The organism is Corallococcus sp. Z5C101001, assembly GCF_007352635.1.
Classification (GTDB): Bacteria; Myxococcota; Myxococcia; order Myxococcales; family Myxococcaceae; genus Corallococcus; species Corallococcus silvisoli.
Map to the genome: position 1 here is coordinate 90,777 of NZ_VKLU01000011.1, position 15,782 is coordinate 106,558.

15 protein-coding genes are annotated in these 15,782 nt (G+C 72.0%); 9 read left to right on the plus strand and 6 right to left on the minus strand.

The window, feature by feature from the left end; translation table 11 throughout:
* Positions 1-90: 90 nt before the first annotated feature.
* The 4 genes from FOF48_RS24435 to FOF48_RS24450 all read right to left on the minus strand — a co-directional run bounded on the left by FOF48_RS24435 (position 91) and on the right by FOF48_RS24450 (position 5,816).
* On the minus strand, positions 91-1,122 hold the full coding sequence (locus tag FOF48_RS24435) for a 2-dehydropantoate 2-reductase (protein ID WP_143905196.1): 1,032 nt from the start codon (positions 1,120-1,122) through the stop codon (positions 91-93).
* 24 nt (positions 1,123-1,146) lie between these two features.
* On the minus strand, positions 1,147-1,800 hold the full coding sequence (locus FOF48_RS24440) for a CPBP family intramembrane glutamic endopeptidase (protein ID WP_255442604.1): 654 nt from the start codon (positions 1,798-1,800) through the stop codon (positions 1,147-1,149).
* 80 nt (positions 1,801-1,880) lie between these two features.
* Complete coding sequence (locus FOF48_RS24445) at positions 1,881-4,352, minus strand: S8 family serine peptidase (protein ID WP_186002054.1); 2,472 nt, start codon at positions 4,350-4,352, stop codon at positions 1,881-1,883.
* Between the two features lie 213 nt (positions 4,353-4,565).
* Positions 4,566-5,816, minus strand: coding sequence for an NAD(P)/FAD-dependent oxidoreductase (locus FOF48_RS24450; protein WP_186002055.1), 1,251 nt, complete (start codon positions 5,814-5,816; stop codon positions 4,566-4,568).
* Between the two features lie 191 nt (positions 5,817-6,007).
* Here FOF48_RS24450 and aroF point away from each other — a divergent pair, with 191 nt between their 5' ends.
* From aroF to FOF48_RS24495, 9 genes are all read left to right on the plus strand, one after another.
* On the plus strand, positions 6,008-7,033 hold the full coding sequence (gene aroF / locus FOF48_RS24455; protein ID WP_143905199.1) for a 3-deoxy-7-phosphoheptulonate synthase: 1,026 nt from the start codon (positions 6,008-6,010) through the stop codon (positions 7,031-7,033).
* A gap of 3 nt (positions 7,034-7,036) precedes the next feature.
* Positions 7,037-8,053: an anthranilate phosphoribosyltransferase gene (gene trpD, locus FOF48_RS24460; RefSeq protein ID WP_143905200.1), complete on the plus strand. Its 1,017-nt coding sequence runs from the start codon at positions 7,037-7,039 to the stop codon at positions 8,051-8,053.
* An 89-nt stretch (positions 8,054-8,142) separates the two neighbouring features.
* Positions 8,143-9,009, plus strand: coding sequence for a hypothetical protein (locus FOF48_RS24465; protein ID WP_143905201.1), 867 nt, complete (start codon positions 8,143-8,145; stop codon positions 9,007-9,009).
* Positions 9,006-9,821 carry an indole-3-glycerol phosphate synthase TrpC gene (locus FOF48_RS24470; RefSeq protein WP_143905202.1) on the plus strand — a complete coding sequence of 272 codons (816 nt, stop codon included), beginning with the start codon at positions 9,006-9,008 and terminating at the stop codon, positions 9,819-9,821. Before FOF48_RS24465 ends, FOF48_RS24470 begins: the two co-directional genes overlap by 4 nt.
* The gene (locus tag FOF48_RS24475; protein ID WP_143905203.1) at positions 9,818-10,456 is read left to right on the plus strand and encodes a phosphoribosylanthranilate isomerase; all 639 of its coding nucleotides are present in this window, start codon (positions 9,818-9,820) and stop codon (positions 10,454-10,456) included. The genes FOF48_RS24470 and FOF48_RS24475 overlap by 4 nt, the downstream gene beginning before the upstream one ends.
* 4 nt (positions 10,457-10,460) lie before the next feature.
* Positions 10,461-11,666: a tryptophan synthase subunit beta gene (trpB, locus tag FOF48_RS24480; protein WP_143905204.1), complete on the plus strand. Its 1,206-nt coding sequence runs from the start codon at positions 10,461-10,463 to the stop codon at positions 11,664-11,666.
* Complete coding sequence (gene trpA / locus FOF48_RS24485; RefSeq protein WP_143905205.1) at positions 11,663-12,454, plus strand: tryptophan synthase subunit alpha; 792 nt, start codon at positions 11,663-11,665, stop codon at positions 12,452-12,454. The genes trpB and trpA overlap by 4 nt, the downstream gene beginning before the upstream one ends.
* A gap of 10 nt (positions 12,455-12,464) precedes the next feature.
* Complete coding sequence (locus FOF48_RS24490) at positions 12,465-13,013, plus strand: GNAT family N-acetyltransferase (protein ID WP_143905206.1); 549 nt, start codon at positions 12,465-12,467, stop codon at positions 13,011-13,013.
* Between the two features lie 44 nt (positions 13,014-13,057).
* A complete protein-coding gene (locus FOF48_RS24495; protein WP_143905207.1) occupies positions 13,058-13,654 on the plus strand; it encodes a histidine phosphatase family protein in 597 nt (198 codons plus the stop codon).
* Positions 13,655-13,657: 3 nt separating this feature from the next.
* On the opposite strand, the gene FOF48_RS24500 is transcribed toward FOF48_RS24495, so the two are convergent.
* Both FOF48_RS24500 and FOF48_RS24505 read right to left on the minus strand, forming a co-directional pair.
* Positions 13,658-14,221: an aminodeoxychorismate/anthranilate synthase component II gene (locus FOF48_RS24500; protein ID WP_143905208.1), complete on the minus strand. Its 564-nt coding sequence runs from the start codon at positions 14,219-14,221 to the stop codon at positions 13,658-13,660.
* The gene (locus tag FOF48_RS24505; protein ID WP_143905209.1) at positions 14,218-15,714 is read right to left on the minus strand and encodes an anthranilate synthase component I family protein; all 1,497 of its coding nucleotides are present in this window, start codon (positions 15,712-15,714) and stop codon (positions 14,218-14,220) included. Before FOF48_RS24505 ends, FOF48_RS24500 begins: the two co-directional genes overlap by 4 nt.
* Positions 15,715-15,782: the final 68 nt, after the last annotated feature.

Consider the following 15,782-nt stretch of genomic DNA (forward strand, 5'->3'; position numbering starts at 1 on the left):
GGGGCGGGGCCCCCGCCCCCTGAGGACGGAGCGCACGGGCGTGCGCGGGTCGGAAGGCCCGCCACGCTCCCGGGTACGGCGCCTCGAGCCCTACCCCTTCGAAGCCTGCGCGGCCGTCAGGTCGGCGAGCAGCGCTTCACCGGTCCACGCCCGGCGGTCGCCGCGCTCCGCCTCGCGGATGAGCGCCACGAGGCGGGCGTTCACCGGCGCGGACAGGCCCTGCGTCCGGGCGAGCTGGACGACCTCGCCGTTGAGGAAGTCCACCTCCGTCTTGCGGCCCGCGTGCAGGTCGTCCCACATGGACGAGCGCGCCTTGGGGTCGATGGCGAGCATCTTCTTCGCGAGCACGGCGAACACCGCGTCCGGCAGCTTCAGCAGGGCCGGAACCCAGTGCGTCGGCAGCGGCGTCAGCTTCGCGGGCCTCACCCCGACCCGGTCCAGCACCGCCAGCGCCTCTGCCTGCGCGAGCGCCAGACACCGCCGCCAGGCGCGCTGGGACAGCTCCTGCTTCAACGGCAGGTCCGCCAGCGCGTTGAGCGCGTTGTTGAGGTTGAACAGCAGCTTCGCCCACTGGACCGCGAGGATGTCCGCGTGCTGCTTCAACGGGAGCCCCGCCCGGGCGAAGGCCTCCAGGAAGGGCGCGAGCGCCGCGTGCCGGGCCACCTCCAGGGTGCCCTCCGAGCCCGCGTGAAAGCCGCCCCTCCCCTGCGCCGCGACGTTGAAGGGCACCATGCCGGTGAGCACCGTGCGGCCGGGCAGCAGGCCGCGCAGCACCTCCGCGTTGTGCAAGCCGTTCTGGAAGCTGATGACGCTGGCGCCGGGCTTGAGCCACGACGCGAGCGTCCGCCCCGCCTCCTCGGTCGCCGCGGACTTCACCGTGACGAGCACCAGGTCCGCCGTGGCCAGCGCCTCCGGCTCCGTGCCGATGCGCACCTCCGCCGCGGGCACCTTCAAGTCCGCGCCCCGCCAGTCCGTCAGGTGCAGCCCGTGGGCGCGGACCTCCTCTACCACGCGCTCGCGGCCAACGAAGCGCACCGCCGCGCCCGTCGCCGCGAGCCGGCCACCGACGTAACAGCCGATGCTGCCCGCGCCGAAGACACCGATTTCAGGGGACGAGGCCATGGGCACGCATTGTGTCACGCCCCCTCACGTCGCGGGCCACACCACGACGATGAGCACGTCCCACAGTGCATGGCTCAACCATGATGCCAGCGGCGTCCGGCGCCACTCGGCCAGCGCTCCCCAGGCGAGCGACGTGGGCAGCGCGGCCAGCGCCAGCAGCGGCTCCCCGAAGCCCAGCAGCACCAGGCTGGACGCCACCGCCGACCCGGCGACCGCGCCCCACCGGCCCAGGCGGGGACGCAGCGCGCCCTGCACCCAGCCCCGCCAGAACAACTCCTCCGCGGGGACGAGCAGCAGCACCAGGGCCAGGGCCATGCCCGGAGACCCCGTGCCGAACGTCGAATAGACCGCGTGCAGGGGCTCGCAGAGCGCGTCGGTGAAGCCGCCGCAGAAGGCCCACAGGAAGGCCCGCGCGCCCACGTACAGCAGCACGCCCTGCGCCCCGCCCCACGCCGCATCCGGAAGCGACAGCGCGGGAGGCGGCCTGCGCCAGGGTCCCATCGCCCGCCACGTCACCGCGAGCCAGAGGGCGCAGAACGCGGAAGCGACGGTGAAGAAGCGGGGCGGGTGCGCGTGCACCAGCGCCGTCCACGCCAGCACGCCACCGATGGCCACGGCCCGCCACGCGGTCTGGGCCGCGCCCTCCGGAGCCGGCGGTGCAACGGAAGAGACGCTCATCGCGCGCGGCAGCGTACCCCGGCGCGGAGGCCGCCGGCGGGCACGTTCACACGCGCGCCGCCGGCGGACGGGACTTCACCTCACGGCGTCAGGCACACGCCCTTGCCCGCGCCGTCGTCGCTGCACACGTAGCCCGCGCGGCACGTGCCCTGGGCGCTGCCAGAGGACGGCGGCGTGCAGGACGCGAAGCAATAGGCGCTGGTACCGTCGGTGCTGCTGTAGCAGGCCGAACCCGACGGGCAGCTCGCGGACAGGCAGCTCTGGGTGCAGTAGCCCCCCGGGAAGTAGCTCCCCGTCGCGCACAGGCCATTGGTGCCGCACTGGCTGCTGCTGGTGCAGGGCTGCCCGATGGTCGTGTTGGGATGCTCGTCCTGGTCCGCCTGGTAGGGGACCAGCGTGAAGCTGATGCCGCTGGTCGTCTGGCCCTTGGTGACGGTCACGGTCTCCACCTGGGTGGTGTCGCGCCAGAAGCCCACGCGGTCGCCGTCGTCGAAGTAGTCGCCTTCGCCGGTGTCGTCGATGCACGCCAGCACCAGGTAGTCGCGCGCGGTGATCTTCGTGCTGTAGTTGTACCCGCCGGCCGCGGACACCGTGCCGATGCCGTCGTCGTCGATCTGCACCTCGCCCGCGGCATCCAGGTAGGCGAACGCGAGGACCGCGTCCTTCGTCTCGGTGGCGCCCACGCGGAACTTCACCAGCACCTGCGCGGAGCCCGCGCCCGAAGCGCCGGTGAGGTCCACCTGCGCCAGGTAGGTGCCCACCGCCAGCGAGCCCGGATTGACGCTCACGTTCAGCGTCGCGGACTTGTACGCGGGGATGGACAGCGTGCTGTTGGACACGGACACCGCGGAGGCGTTGGCGCCGGAGACGGCGACGCTCACCTGCAGCGTGCCACCGCCGTTGTTGCGCACCGTCAGCGCCTGGGAGGCCGCCCCGGTGAAGGCCAGCTGCGTGGTGCTGATGGCGAGCTTCGGGGGCCGCGTCGGATCCCCGCCGCCCTTGGCGCGCAGCACCGCGGCGTACGCGTCCACCAGGCCCGCGCCGCAGCCCTCGGAGCACTTGCTCGTCGCGTCCGCGGTGTCCTTCAGGATGTTCTCCACGTCCGCCGACGAGAGCGCGGCGTTCTGCGCCAGCATCAGCGCGACGATGCCCGCGACGTGCGGGGTGGCCATGCTGGTGCCCTGGTACCAGTCATACGAAGGCTGGTTGCTGCTGTTGGGCAGGGTGGACAGCACGCCGTCCGGGAAGCCGTCTCCGTTGCGGTCCTCGCTCGTCTGGCCGCCGGTGGCCATGACGTCCACCTGCGCGCCGAAGTTGGAGTAGCTGGCGCGCTTGCCGTTGAAGCGCACCGCGCCCACGCAGATGACGTTCTGCTGGTTGCACGGGAAGCTGTTGGAGGTGTTCTCGTTCTCGTTGCCCGCGGCCACCACGAGGATGGCCTTGCGCGCCACGGCCTGGTCGATGGCCTCCTGGAACGCCTGCGACGGGCTGCCGTTGCCGCCCAGGCTCATGTTGATGACCCGCGCGGGCGTGGTGTTCAGCCGCACGCCGGTGACGTTGCCGCCGCTCGCCCAGGTGACGCCCGCGATGATGTCCGCCAGCGTGCCGCCCTGGGTTCCCAGCACGCGCACCGGCAGGATGTTCTGGCCGCTCCAGGTGACGCCCGCCACGCCCACGCCATTGTTGGACAGCGCGCCAATGGTCCCGGCCACGTGCGTGCCGTGGTACGACGAGCCGCCGTTGGGCAGGTCCTTGCCCTGGTCCGTCGGGTCGGAGTCCACGCCGTCGCCGTCGCCCGCGGAGGCGGGGTTGGAGATGAGGTCGATGCCCGGGAGGATGCGCGAGTTCAGGTCCGGGTGCTTCGTGATGCCGGTGTCCACCACCGCCACGACGATGGACGGGCTGCCCGTGCCCAGGTCCCAGGCCGCCGGCAGGTTCATGTTCGCGTAGTGCCACTGCCGCGAGTAGAGCGGATCATTGGGCACCGCGAGCGGCCGTACGCGCAGGTTGCTCTCCGCGTACCGCACGCCCTCCACGGCCTGGACCTGCTGGAGCACGCGCACGTGCTCCGCCTCGGTGAGCGCGCGCACGTTGGGCGTGCCGCTGGCCATCGCCTGGGGCTGGCTGACCTCGAAGCGCAGCAGGTGCTGGGTGTCGCTCAGGAAGGCCTGGTGCACGACGTGGTAGCCGGCGACGCGCGCCCGCGCCACGGCCTCCTCCGCGGACAGGTCGGGCGTGTCGAAGCGGACGATGATCTCCCCGGGCATCAGCGACGACTGCTGCGTCAGGGGCTTGGACGGGATGCCCGTGCGCCACACACCGCGAGCGGCGAGCGCGTCGGCGACCTTCCGCGACAGGCTCTTCGCCCCCGGCAGGGAGAAGAAGGCATCCAGCGACGAGGGCGCGCTCAACGCGACGGCGGACCCGGCCTGGAACGGCTGGAGGGTGCCGGTGACGGTCCCCTTCGTCGAGGTGGTGTCGTCATCATCATTGCTGTCGCCGGTACAGGCCACGAGACCGAGCAACCCCAAGAGGGCAAGGCGGCGGAACATGAACGGAATCCTTGGACGAGGAGAGTGTGCGTCCGACCCTAGGTCCGCTGCGGGCAGTGCGTCCAGCCGTCCAATGTCTGGCTGGCCGGTCGCTCCGCGCGCTTCCACATGGGTCGCAATCCTCCGGGGAGCGTGTGGCCTCGCAGGCAACATGCCGCCTCGCGCGACCCGGTGAGAGCTGTCCTTGGGTGAGGGTCTCCCGCCCTCGGAGGGCTACCGTCCCAGGTCCTGCAACACCGCCTCCGCCGCGCGGCGCCCCGACATGAGCGCTCCATTGATGGAGGCGTTCTCGCGATGGTCGCCGCACACGTAGAGCCCCGCGGACAGGCGCACGGGCCGGTGCGGCTCCCCCAGCACCGCGGGCGGCTGCGCGGGCAGGGCCTGCGCGATGGCATACGTGCGCAGGTGCCGCCATGCGGCCACCGCCGCGCCGAACCACTCCGCGAGCTGCGCGCGCACGCGCGCCTCCAAGGACGCGGCGTCGCCGTCGTCATCCACCACCGACACGGACACCAGGGACTGCCCCTGGGGTGCGTAGGCGGGGGACACCTCGCTCATCACCGCCACGCTGTTCACCGGGCCCTGCCCGTCGCCGTTGAGCGTGAGCCAGGGCCCCTCCACTGGCGGCTCCGGCGCAGCGAAGTACAGACACGTCGCCGGGTTCATCACGGGGGACGGCATGCCCACGAGCAGCGACGCGGCCGTGCCGGGATCCGTCGCCACGACGACGGCATCCGAGTGCAGCATCTCCCCGTCCGACAGCCGCACCCGGTGGCCCCACACCTCCGCCACCCGCACGCGCATCCGCAGCGCCCCCGACGGCAGCTTCGCCGCCAGCTGCGCCGGGATGGCCTCCATGCCCCGCTCCGGCACCGCCGCGTGCCCCTGGGAGAACATCCGGAACACGAACTCCAGCATCCGGCTGGACGTCGTCAGCTGTCGCTCCAGGAAGATGCCGCCGAAGAAGGGCCGCAAGAACGCGTCCAGCATCTCGTCGGAGAAGCCCAGGTCGCGCAGGAAGCGCAGCGAGTCCTGCTGGGGCCGCTGCCACACGTCCTCCAGCTCACCCGACGTGGCGTGCTGACGCAGATCCAGCACCCTCAGCTTGTCCGCCAGTCCCCCCACCGCGTCGAACAGATGCGACACCGCCGCCACCGGATGCCGCAATGGGTCCGCCACCGTGTGCAGCCGCCCACCCCGCCACACCTTGGCGCCCGGGATGAAACGGTGGAGTGACAGGGCCTGGAGGTCCAACACCCGCTGCCCCTCCGGGTAGGCCGTGAGGTACACCTGGAAGCCCCGGTCCAACAGGAAGCCCTCGTAAGAGTCGGTGCGCACCCGGCCGCCCGGCGCCTCCGCTGCTTCGAGCACGTGCGCATCCACGCGCGCCTCGAGGAGGGCGTTCGCGCACGCCAGACCCGCGAGCCCTCCCCCCACGACGATGACCCCGGGCCGCTTCGCCATGGTCCGCCTCCAGTCCAGCAAGCGTTCGGACCCTGGCTTGATAACGCCAGGACGTGCAAGCGAGACTCGGGAGCGGTTGCGGGCATCCGACAGTTGCGGCAAACGTTGAGCAGGGGCCCGACGCCCCCGGCACGACCCACACGGGCATCCGCCCGTGTGACTTTTGGAGAGAGAAAGAGCAGGAGTCCCCCATGTTGATCGTGATGCGACCCGACGCGACGGCCCAGGACATCGAGCGTGTGAACGACGAGATCCGCCGCCGTGGCTGGCATCCTCACGCGATCCCTGGAGGCTCCCGCACCGCCATCGGCATCACCGGCAACCCGGGCGCGGTGGAGCCCGAACCCTTCCGCGTGCTGCCCGGCGTCGCGGACGCGGTCTCCATCTCCCAGCCGTTCAAGCTGGTCAGCCGTGAGGTGAAGCCCGAGGACAGCCTGGTGCGCGTGGGCGACCTCACCATTGGTGGCGCCGCCATCCACGTCATCGCGGGCCCCTGTTCGGTGGAGTCGCGCGAGCAGATCATCTCCACCGCCCAGGCGGTGAAGAAGGCCGGCGCGACCATGTTGCGCGGCGGCGCGTTCAAGCCGCGCACCAGCCCCTATGAGTTCCAGGGCCTCAAGGGCGACGGCCTCCAGCTGTTGGCGGAGGCACGCCAGGAGACGGGCCTGCTCGTCACCACGGAGGTGAAGGACACGGCGACGCTGGCCTCCGTCGCGGAGCACACCGACATCCTGCAGATTGGCGCGCGCAACATGCAGAACTTCAGCCTGCTGGAGGCGGTGGGCGAGACGCGCAAGCCCGTCCTGCTCAAGCGCGGCATCAGCGCCACCATCAAGGAGCTCCTGATGGCGGCCGAGTACATCGTCGCGCGGGGCAACACGCAGGTCATCCTCTGCGAGCGTGGCATCCGCACGTTCGAGAACATGACCCGCAACACGCTGGACCTGAACGCGGTGCCCATGCTCAAGGCGCTGACGCACCTGCCCGTCTTCGTGGACCCCTCGCACGGCATCGGCGTGCGCAAGGCGGTGCCGGCGATGATGCGGGCGGCGATCGCCGCGGGCGCCGACGGCATCATCGTCGAGGTGCACCCGGATCCGCCGCGCGCGAAGTCGGACGGCTTCCAGTCGCTGGACTTCTCCGAGTTCGAGAAGGCCATGGGCGAGGTGCGTGCCATCGCGCAGGCGATGGGACGCGAAGTGGTCCGGCTGGGATAGACCATGACCCTCAAGGAAGCGCTGGGCAGGGTGGTGGGCCGGCGCGACCTCTCCCGCGAGGAGATGGCCTCCGTGATGGGCCAGATGCTCGCGGGCGAGGCATCCGCCGCGCAGGTAGGCGCGCTGGCGGCGGCGCTGCGCATGAAGGGGGAGACCGAGGACGAGATCCTCGGCGCGGCGGAGGCCATGCGGGCCTGCGCGGCGAAGATTTCTCCCCAGGCGGAGGTGGTGCTCGACACCTGCGGTACGGGGGGTGACGGGGCGCACACCTTCAACATCTCCACCGCGGTGGCCTTCGTGGCCGCCGGGGCGGGGGTGACGGTGGCCAAGCACGGCAACCGCGCGGTCTCCAGTCGTTGTGGCAGCGCGGATGTGCTCGCGGTGCTGGGTGTCTCCATGGAGCGGGCGCACGCGCAGGTGGCGCGCGACATCGACGAGCACGGGGTGGGCTTCCTCTTCGCGCCGTCGCACCACAGTGCGCTGAGGCACGTGGCGCAGGCGCGCAGGGACCTGGGCTTCCACAGCGTGTTCAACCTGCTGGGGCCGCTGACGAACCCGGCGGGGGCGCGCTACCAGTTGCTGGGGACCTTCGACCGGCAGCGCGTGGAGCAGACCGCGCGCGTGCTGGGGCGCCTGGGCAGCCGTCGTGCATGGGTGGTGCACGGGCACGACGGACTGGATGAGATTTCACCGTGCGCGCCCACGGAGGTCGCGGAGCTGTGCGCGGACGGCACGGTGCGCCGCTTCACGGTGACGCCGGAGGATGCGGGCCTGTCCACGGTGGCGCGTGAGTCCATCGCGGGAGGCGACGCGGAGGAGAACGCCCGGAGGCTGCGCGCGCTGCTCGCGGGCGAGCGCGACGGCGTGCGCACGGCGGTGCTGCTCAACGCGGCGGCGGCGCTGCTCATCGTGGGGTTGGTGGACACGCTGAAGGACGGCGTGAAGCGCGCGGAACACGCCATCGACTCCGGTGCCGCCGAGCAAAAGCTGACCGCGCTCATCCAGAAGGCCGCGGCATGACGGCGCGCGCTTTGGATCCCCACACAGCGGTAGCCCTCAGTCCCCGAGGCAACCTGTCAGCGCGCGCCTCTGACACGCGGGCGGCGGCCATGACAACCGCCGTTTCGAGCGCGAAGCAGGCGGGAGCCTCCGGCACCTTGCATCAGGTGGCGATGGATCCGCGTCATGGTGCGGAGGGCACTGCCCTGGCGACCGCCGCTTGCATCGTGAAGCGGGAGGTGGCCTCCAGCACTTGGAGCCAAGCGAAGACGAAGACGCGTCATGGTGCGGAGGGCACTGCCATGACGACCGCCGACTCCATCGCGAAGCGAGCAGCAGCCGCCATCACCTGGGGCCCAGCGAAGACGAAGACGCGTCATGGTGCGGAGGGCACTGCCATGACGACCGCCGACTCCATCGCGAAGCGAGCAGCGGCCGCCATCACCTGGGGCCCAGCGAAGACGAAGACGCGTCATGGTGCGGAGGGCACAGCCATGACGACCGCCGACTCCATCGCGAAGCGAGCAGCGGCCGCCATCACCTGGGGCCCAGCGAAGACGAAGACGCGTCATGGTGCGGAGGGCACAGCCATGACGACCGCCGACTCCATCGCGAAGCGAGCAGCGGCCGCCATCACCTGGGGCCCAGCGAAGACGAAGACGCGTCATGGTGCGGAGGGCACAGCCATGACGACCGCCGACTCCATCGCGAAGCGAGCAGCGGCCGCCATCACCTGGGGCCCAGCGAAGACGAAGACGCGTCGTGGTGCGGAGGCCACTGCCATGACGACCGCCGCCTGCATCGCGAAGCAGGCAACGGCCGCCATCGCTTGGGGCCAAGTGACGGCGCATCTGCGTCGTGGTGCGGAGGGCACAGCCTTGACGACCGCCGCACCCACCATGAAGCGGATGGCCACCTTCGGCATCGAGCACCGAGTGAAGACGCATGCCCCTATGAAGCGAGGAAGCCTGTCATGACGGCCTCCTCAAACACCGCCACGGCGGAAGCCCCCGGCACGCTGGACGTCATCATGGCGCGCAAGCGCCGGGAGCTGGGAACCCGCCCTGCCCCCGCGCACGGCTCGCATCCCCCCACGCGGGACTTCGCGCAGGCACTGGTGCGCCGCGTCCCCGGGACCCCTGTCAACGTCATCGCGGAGGTGAAGCGCAAGAGCCCATCGGGCGGCGCCTTCCCTCACGCGGACGTGGTCGCGGTGGCCCGGGCCTATGAAGCCGCGGGCGCCTGCGCCATCAGCGTGCTCACCGATGGGCCGGACTTCGGCGGCAGCCTGGAGGACCTCGTCGCGGTCCGGACCGCCGTCGGCATCCCCGTCCTGCGCAAGGACTTCCTTGTCGCCGCCAGCGAAGTAGAGGAGAGCGCGGCCTGGGGCGCGGACGCGGTGCTGCTCATCGCGGACGCGCTCGAGGACTCCCTCCTGCGCGAAATGGTCGCCGCGGCGAAGCAGGTGCGAGTGGCCGCTCTCGTGGAAGCCCACACGGAGGCGCACGCCGAGCGCGCGCTCGCCGCGGGCGCCTCCATCATCGGCCTCAACAACCGCAACCTCGCCACGCTGAAGACGGACACCGGCACTGCGCTCCGGGTGATGCCCGCGCTGCGCTCCCGCTCCACCGCGCTGGTGGCGGAGAGCGGCCTCAAGCACCTGACGGACCTCACCGCCGCACGCGACGCGGGCGCCGACGCCGTCCTCGTGGGCGAATCGCTCCTGCGCGACGCGGATCCAGGCCGTGCCCTGCGCCGGCTGCTCGGCCTGGAAGGCGGCGGCGCGTGAACGTCACCGTCAAGGTCTGCGGCGTGACGCGCCTCGAGGATGCTCGGGGCGTCTGGGCCGCGGGCGCGGACGCGATGGGGCTCAACTTCCATCCGGGCTCGCCCCGCTTCGTGGACCTGTCCACGGCGGCGGCGCTGTCGCGCACGCGGCCTCCGCTGGGCGCGGTGGTCGGCGTGTTCGTCAACGCGAAGCCGGACGACATCCGCCTTCGTGTGCGCGAGTGCGGCCTCACCGCCGTGCAGCTCCACGGCGACGAGCCGCCCGAGGCCTGCTCTGGCTACGGCGTGCCCGTCATCAAGGCGCTGCGCGTACGCGGGCCCGAGGACGTGGCCCGGGCCCGCGCCTACGTCGGCGTGGGCGACGTCGCGGGGCTGCTCCTGGACGGCGCGGCCCCAGGCTACGGCGGTGGCGGCGTCACCTTCGACTGGTCGCTGGTGAAGCAGCTGGGAGACTGCGGCGCACCCGTGCTGGTCGCCGGCGGCCTCAAGCCCTCGAACGTGGCCGAGGCCGTGATGGCCACCCGGCCCTACGGCGTGGATGTCGCCAGCGGCGTGGAGTCCGCCCCTGGCATCAAGGACCTGGATGCGGTGCGCGCCTTCGTGCGCACCGTCCGGTCCCTCAACCTCTGGAGTTAGTGCCATGACGACGGACACTGCCGTGGGCCGCTTCGGCCGCTACGGCGGACGCTATGTGCCGGAGACCCTGGTCCCGGCGCTGCTGGAGCTGGAAGAGGCCTACGCGAAGGCGCAGCAGGACACCGGCTTCGGAGACGAAGTCACCCGCGTGCTGCGCGAGTTCGTGGGGCGGCCCACGACGCTGACGCCCGCGCACCGCCTCACCGAATCCTGGGGCGGCGCCCAGGTGTGGCTCAAGCGCGAGGACCTGGCCCATACGGGCGCGCACAAGATCAACAACACCGTGGGCCAGGTGCTGCTCGCCCGGCGCATGGGCAAGAAGCGCATCATCGCGGAGACAGGCGCGGGCCAGCACGGCGTGGCCACCGCCACCGCGTGCGCGCTCTTCGGCCTGCCGTGCGAGGTGTTCATGGGCGCGCTGGACGTGGAGCGGCAGGCGCTCAACGTCTTCCGCATGCGCGCGCTGGGGGCGGTGGTGCGGCCGGTGGAGTCCGGCTCACGCACGCTCAAGGACGCGATGAACGAGGCCATGCGCGTCTGGGTGTCGCAGGTGCAGGACACCTACTACGTCATCGGCAGCGCGGCGGGTCCCCACCCCTACCCCACCATCGTGCGCGACTTCCAATCCGTCATCGGCCGGGAGATTCGCGCCCAGACGCTCGCCGCGCTGGGCCGGCTGCCAGACGCCATCATCGCGTGCGTGGGCGGCGGCTCCAACGCCATCGGCGCGCTCCACCCCTTCATCCCGGACACCGCGGTGCGGCTGGTGGGCGTGGAAGCGGCGGGCCACGGCCTCCAGTCCGGCCAGCACGGCGCGTCGCTGACCCTGGGCACGGAGGGCGTGCTGCACGGCTCGCGCTCCCTGGTCCTCCAGGACGAGCACGGCCAGATTCAAGAGGCGCACAGCATCTCCGCGGGCCTGGACTACCCGGGCGTGGGGCCGGAGCTGGCGCACCTGGCGAAGACGGGGCGCATGGAGGTGCGCACCGCGACGGACGACGAGGCCCTGGCCGCCTTCTACGAAGTCGCGCGCACGGAGGGCATCCTCCCCGCGCTGGAGACATCGCATGCGTTCGCGGCGGCGCGCTCCCTGGCCCGTGACATGGGCAAGGGTCAACACTTGATCATCAACTGCTCGGGCCGAGGCGACAAGGACGTGGCGACCATCTCCGCGCGGGGTGTGCCTCCGGCGACGGGGGTGAAGTCATGAGCGGAGAACTGGGCAAGGCGTTCGCCCGCGCGAAGGCCCGGGGCGAGGGCGCGCTGGTGGCCTACGCCATGGCGGGAGACCCGGACCTGCCCCGGTCCGTGGACGTGTTCGCGGCGATGGTGGAGGGCGGCGCGGACGTGCTGGAGATTGGCGTGGCGTTCAGCGACCCCATCGCGGACGGCCCCGTCATCCAGGCCGCGTCGGAGCGGGCCCTCAAGGCGGGCGCCAACCTGCGCCGCGTGCTGGACGAGGTGGTGCCCGAGGTGCGCCGCCGCTGCCCGGAGACGCCGCTGGTCATCATGACGTACGTCAACGTGGTGATGGCGCTGGGAGAAGAGCGCTACGCGAAGCTCGCGCGCGAGCGGGGCATCGTGGGCACCATCCTCCCGGACCTGCCCCCCGAGGAGAGCGCGGGCATCCGCGCCGCGTTCGACCGGGAAGGCATGGACCTCATCCCCCTCTGCGCGCCCACGACGCCGCCCGCGCGGGCGGAGGCCATCGCGAAGGACGCCCGGGGCTTCGTCTATTGCGTGTCCGTGGCGGGCGTCACCGGCATGCGCTCGGAGCTGCCGCCGGACCTGTCTCAGCGGCTGGACCTGGTGCGCCGGGCCGCGTCCGTGCCCGTGGTCGCGGGCTTCGGCATCTCCAACGCGGAGACGGCCCGGACGCTGGTGGCCCACGCCGACGGCGTCGTGGTGGGCAGCGCCCTGGTGCGCGCCGCGTACACGGATGGCCCGGGCGCGGCGCGGCGGCTTTGCGCGGACATCAAGCAGGGCCTGAAGCGCTAGAATCCGCCCCATGCCAACCCTGGGCCCCACACTCGAAACCCCTCGCCTCATCCTGCGTCCCCCCACGCTCGACGACCTGGACGGCTTCGCGGCGATGATGGCGGACCCGGAGGCCGCGAAGTACATCGGCGGACTCCAGCCGCGCTCCTCCGTGTGGCGCGCGGTCTGCGCCATGGCTGGCTCGTGGGCGCTCCAGGGCTACGCCATGTTCTCCATGCTCGAGAAGTCCACCGGGAAGTGGGTGGGCCGGCTCGGGCCCTGGAAGCCGGAGGGCTGGCCGGGCACCGAGGTCGGCTGGGGGATGCCGCGCGAGGCCTGGGGCAAGGGCTACGCGACCGAGGGCGCCACGGCCACCATCGACTGGGCCTTCGACACGCTCGGGTGGACGGAGGTCATCCACTCCATCTCCCCGGAGAACACGCCTTCGAAGAAGGTGGCCGAGCGGCTGGGCTCGCGCTTCCTGCGCATGGGGGCGCTGCCCGCGCCCTACGACGACCACCCCGTGGAGATCTGGGGCCAGAGTCGTGAGGAGTGGCGAACACGGAAGCGGGAGCGCTGAACTTTTCCCTCCCGTCCCGCCACGGGCTGACACAGATTGGCGCCATGAACACTCGCGCGCCCCAGGTGGTCCTCGTCCGTCACGGTGAGACGGAGTGGAGCCGCAGCGGCCAGCACACCGGCCGCACCGACCTGCCCCTCGTGGAAGAGGGCCGTCTCATGGGCGAGCGCCTCCGCGTGCCCCTGCGCGCCTGGCGCTTCGCCGCCGTGTGGACCAGCCCGCTGACCCGCGCCCTGGAGACCTGCGTGCTCGCCGGCTACGGCGACGTGGCCCAGAAGCGCGACGACCTGATGGAGTTCAACTACGGCGACTACGAGGGCCGCACCGGCGCGGACATCCGCACCACGCGCCCGGGCTGGACGCTGTGGAACGACGGCGTCCCCAACGGGGAGACGATGGAGCAGGTGGGCGCCCGCGCGGACCGCGTCATCGCGGAGGCGCGCGCCCTCCAGGACGACGTGCTCCTCTTCTCCCACGGACACCTGCTGCGCATCCTCGCCGCGCGCTGGCTGGGCCTGCCCCCGGACGACGGCAGGCTCTTCCACCTGAGCACCGCCTCCATCAGCGTCCTGGGCTTCGAGGCCGGCCGCAGTCAACCGGTCCTCTCGGGATGGAACGACACCACGCACCTGAAGGAGTAGGCGCTACCGCCGGCCCTCCAGGAAGTTACGCACCAGCACCGGGCCCTCCGGCGTCAGCACGCTCTCCGGATGGAACTGGAGGCCCACCACCGGCCGCGTCCGGTGACGCAGCGCCATCACCAGCCCGTCCTGGCTCCAGGCCGTGGCCTCCAGCTCCGGGGGCAGCGACTCCGCGGCCACCACCAGCGAGTGGTACCGCGCCGCCTGGAAGCCCTGGCTCAGGCCCGTGAACACGCCGGTGCCGTCATGCCGGATGCGCGCGGCCTTGCCGTGCACGGGCTCCGGCGCGCGCACCACCTGCCCGCCGAAGGCCGCGCCAATGGACTGGTGTCCCAGGCACACGCCCAGCACCGGCACGCGCGACTGGGCGATGGCCGCCACGCTCACCCCGGCCTCGTGCGGCGTGCACGGCCCCGGCGACACCACCAGGTGGGACGCGCCCGACGCCGCGACCCCGGCGGCATCCAGCGCGTCGTTGCGCACGACCTTCACCTCCGCGCCCAGCGTGTAGAGCAGCTGCACGAGGTTGAACGTGAAGGAGTCGTAGTTGTCGATGACGAGGATCACCGCCCACCTCCCTCGCGCGCCAGGCGCAGCGCGGCCGCCATGGCCCCCGCCTTCGCTTCCGTCTCGTCCGCTTCCTTCATCGGCTCCGAGTCCGCCACCAGCCCCGCGCCGGCGGTCCACATCGTGCGGTCGCCATCCACGAAGAAGGTGCGCAGCGCGATGGCCACGTCCAGCGTGCCGCAGAAGGACAGGTAGCCCACCGCGCCGGCATAGGGCCCGCGCCGCATGGGCTCCAGCTCGTCGATGATCTGCATCGCGCGAATCTTGGGCGCGCCCGACACGGTGCCCGCCGGGAAGGTGCTCGCCAGCGCATCCAGCGCATCGAAGCGCGTCGTGTCCAGCTTGCCGCGCACCTGGGACACGATGTGCATCACGTGGCTGTAGCGCTCGATGATCATCAGGTCCTCGATGCGCACGGTGCCCGGGGCCGCCACCCGGCCCACGTCGTTGCGCCCCAGGTCCACCAGCATGATGTGCTCGGCGCGCTCCTTCTCGTCCGCGAGCAGCTCCTTCTCCAGCGCCTGATCCTCGGCCTCGGAGCCGCCCCGGCGGCGCGTGCCCGCGATGGGCCGCACCACCACGTCTCCGTCACGCACCTGCACCAGCAGCTCCGGCGACGCGCCCACCAGCGCTCGCGCCTCGCCCAGGTCCACCAGGAACAGGTAGGGCGACGGGTTCACCCGCCGGAGCGCCCGGTAGAGCGACAGCGGGGGGATGGCGCCCTTCGCCTCGAACCTCCGCGCGAGCACCGCCTGGAAGCAGTCGCCCGCGCGCACGTACTCCTTCACCTTCTCCACCGCCGCGGCGTAGCCCTCGCGGTCCCAGCACGCGACGGGCGCGGCGGCGTTCTTCTGCGAAGGCGCGGGTGCGTAGGCCTCTTGCGGCAGCGGCTGGCGCAGCTTCTGCGCCATCGCCTCCGCGCGGGCCTCCGCGTCCTTCAGCGCCTGCTCGACGCTGCCATGCAGCGCGGGCCGCGCGATGGCGATGGCCTTGAGCGTCTGGGTGCGCGTGTCGTGGGTGACGAAGTCCTCGGCCACCAGCCACTCCGAGTCCGGGAAGCCGGTATCGCGCGGGTGCCGGTCCGGCACGCGCGGCTCGAACCACGACGTGGCGTTGTAGCCCAGGTAACCCACGAGTCCGCCCAGGAAGGGCGCTTCACCCGGCAGCGTGGCCACGGAGAGCTCGCGCCACAGGGTGCGCAGGACATCCAGGGGGCGGCCCTCGCGGCGCTCCTCGTGCGAGCCCCGCCACAACGTGAGCCCGTCCGCGTCCAGCCGCACGCGGCCCGCGGGATTCGCGCCCACGTGGCTGTAGCGCCCGAAGCGCTCGCCGCCGTAGCACGACTCGAGGATGAAGCCGCGGCCACCGCCGCCCAGCTTCAGGTATGCCGACAGCGGCGTATCCAGGTCCGCCGGCAGCTCCACCGACACCGGCACCGCCTGGCCTGCTTCCGCGCGCTGCCGGTAGGCTGCCTTCCGCTCCTGCGCATCCATGGTCGATTGCCCTGGCCCCTCATCCACCACCCGGAGGGGCGCCCGGGTGCCCGGCCTTCCGGGCCCTG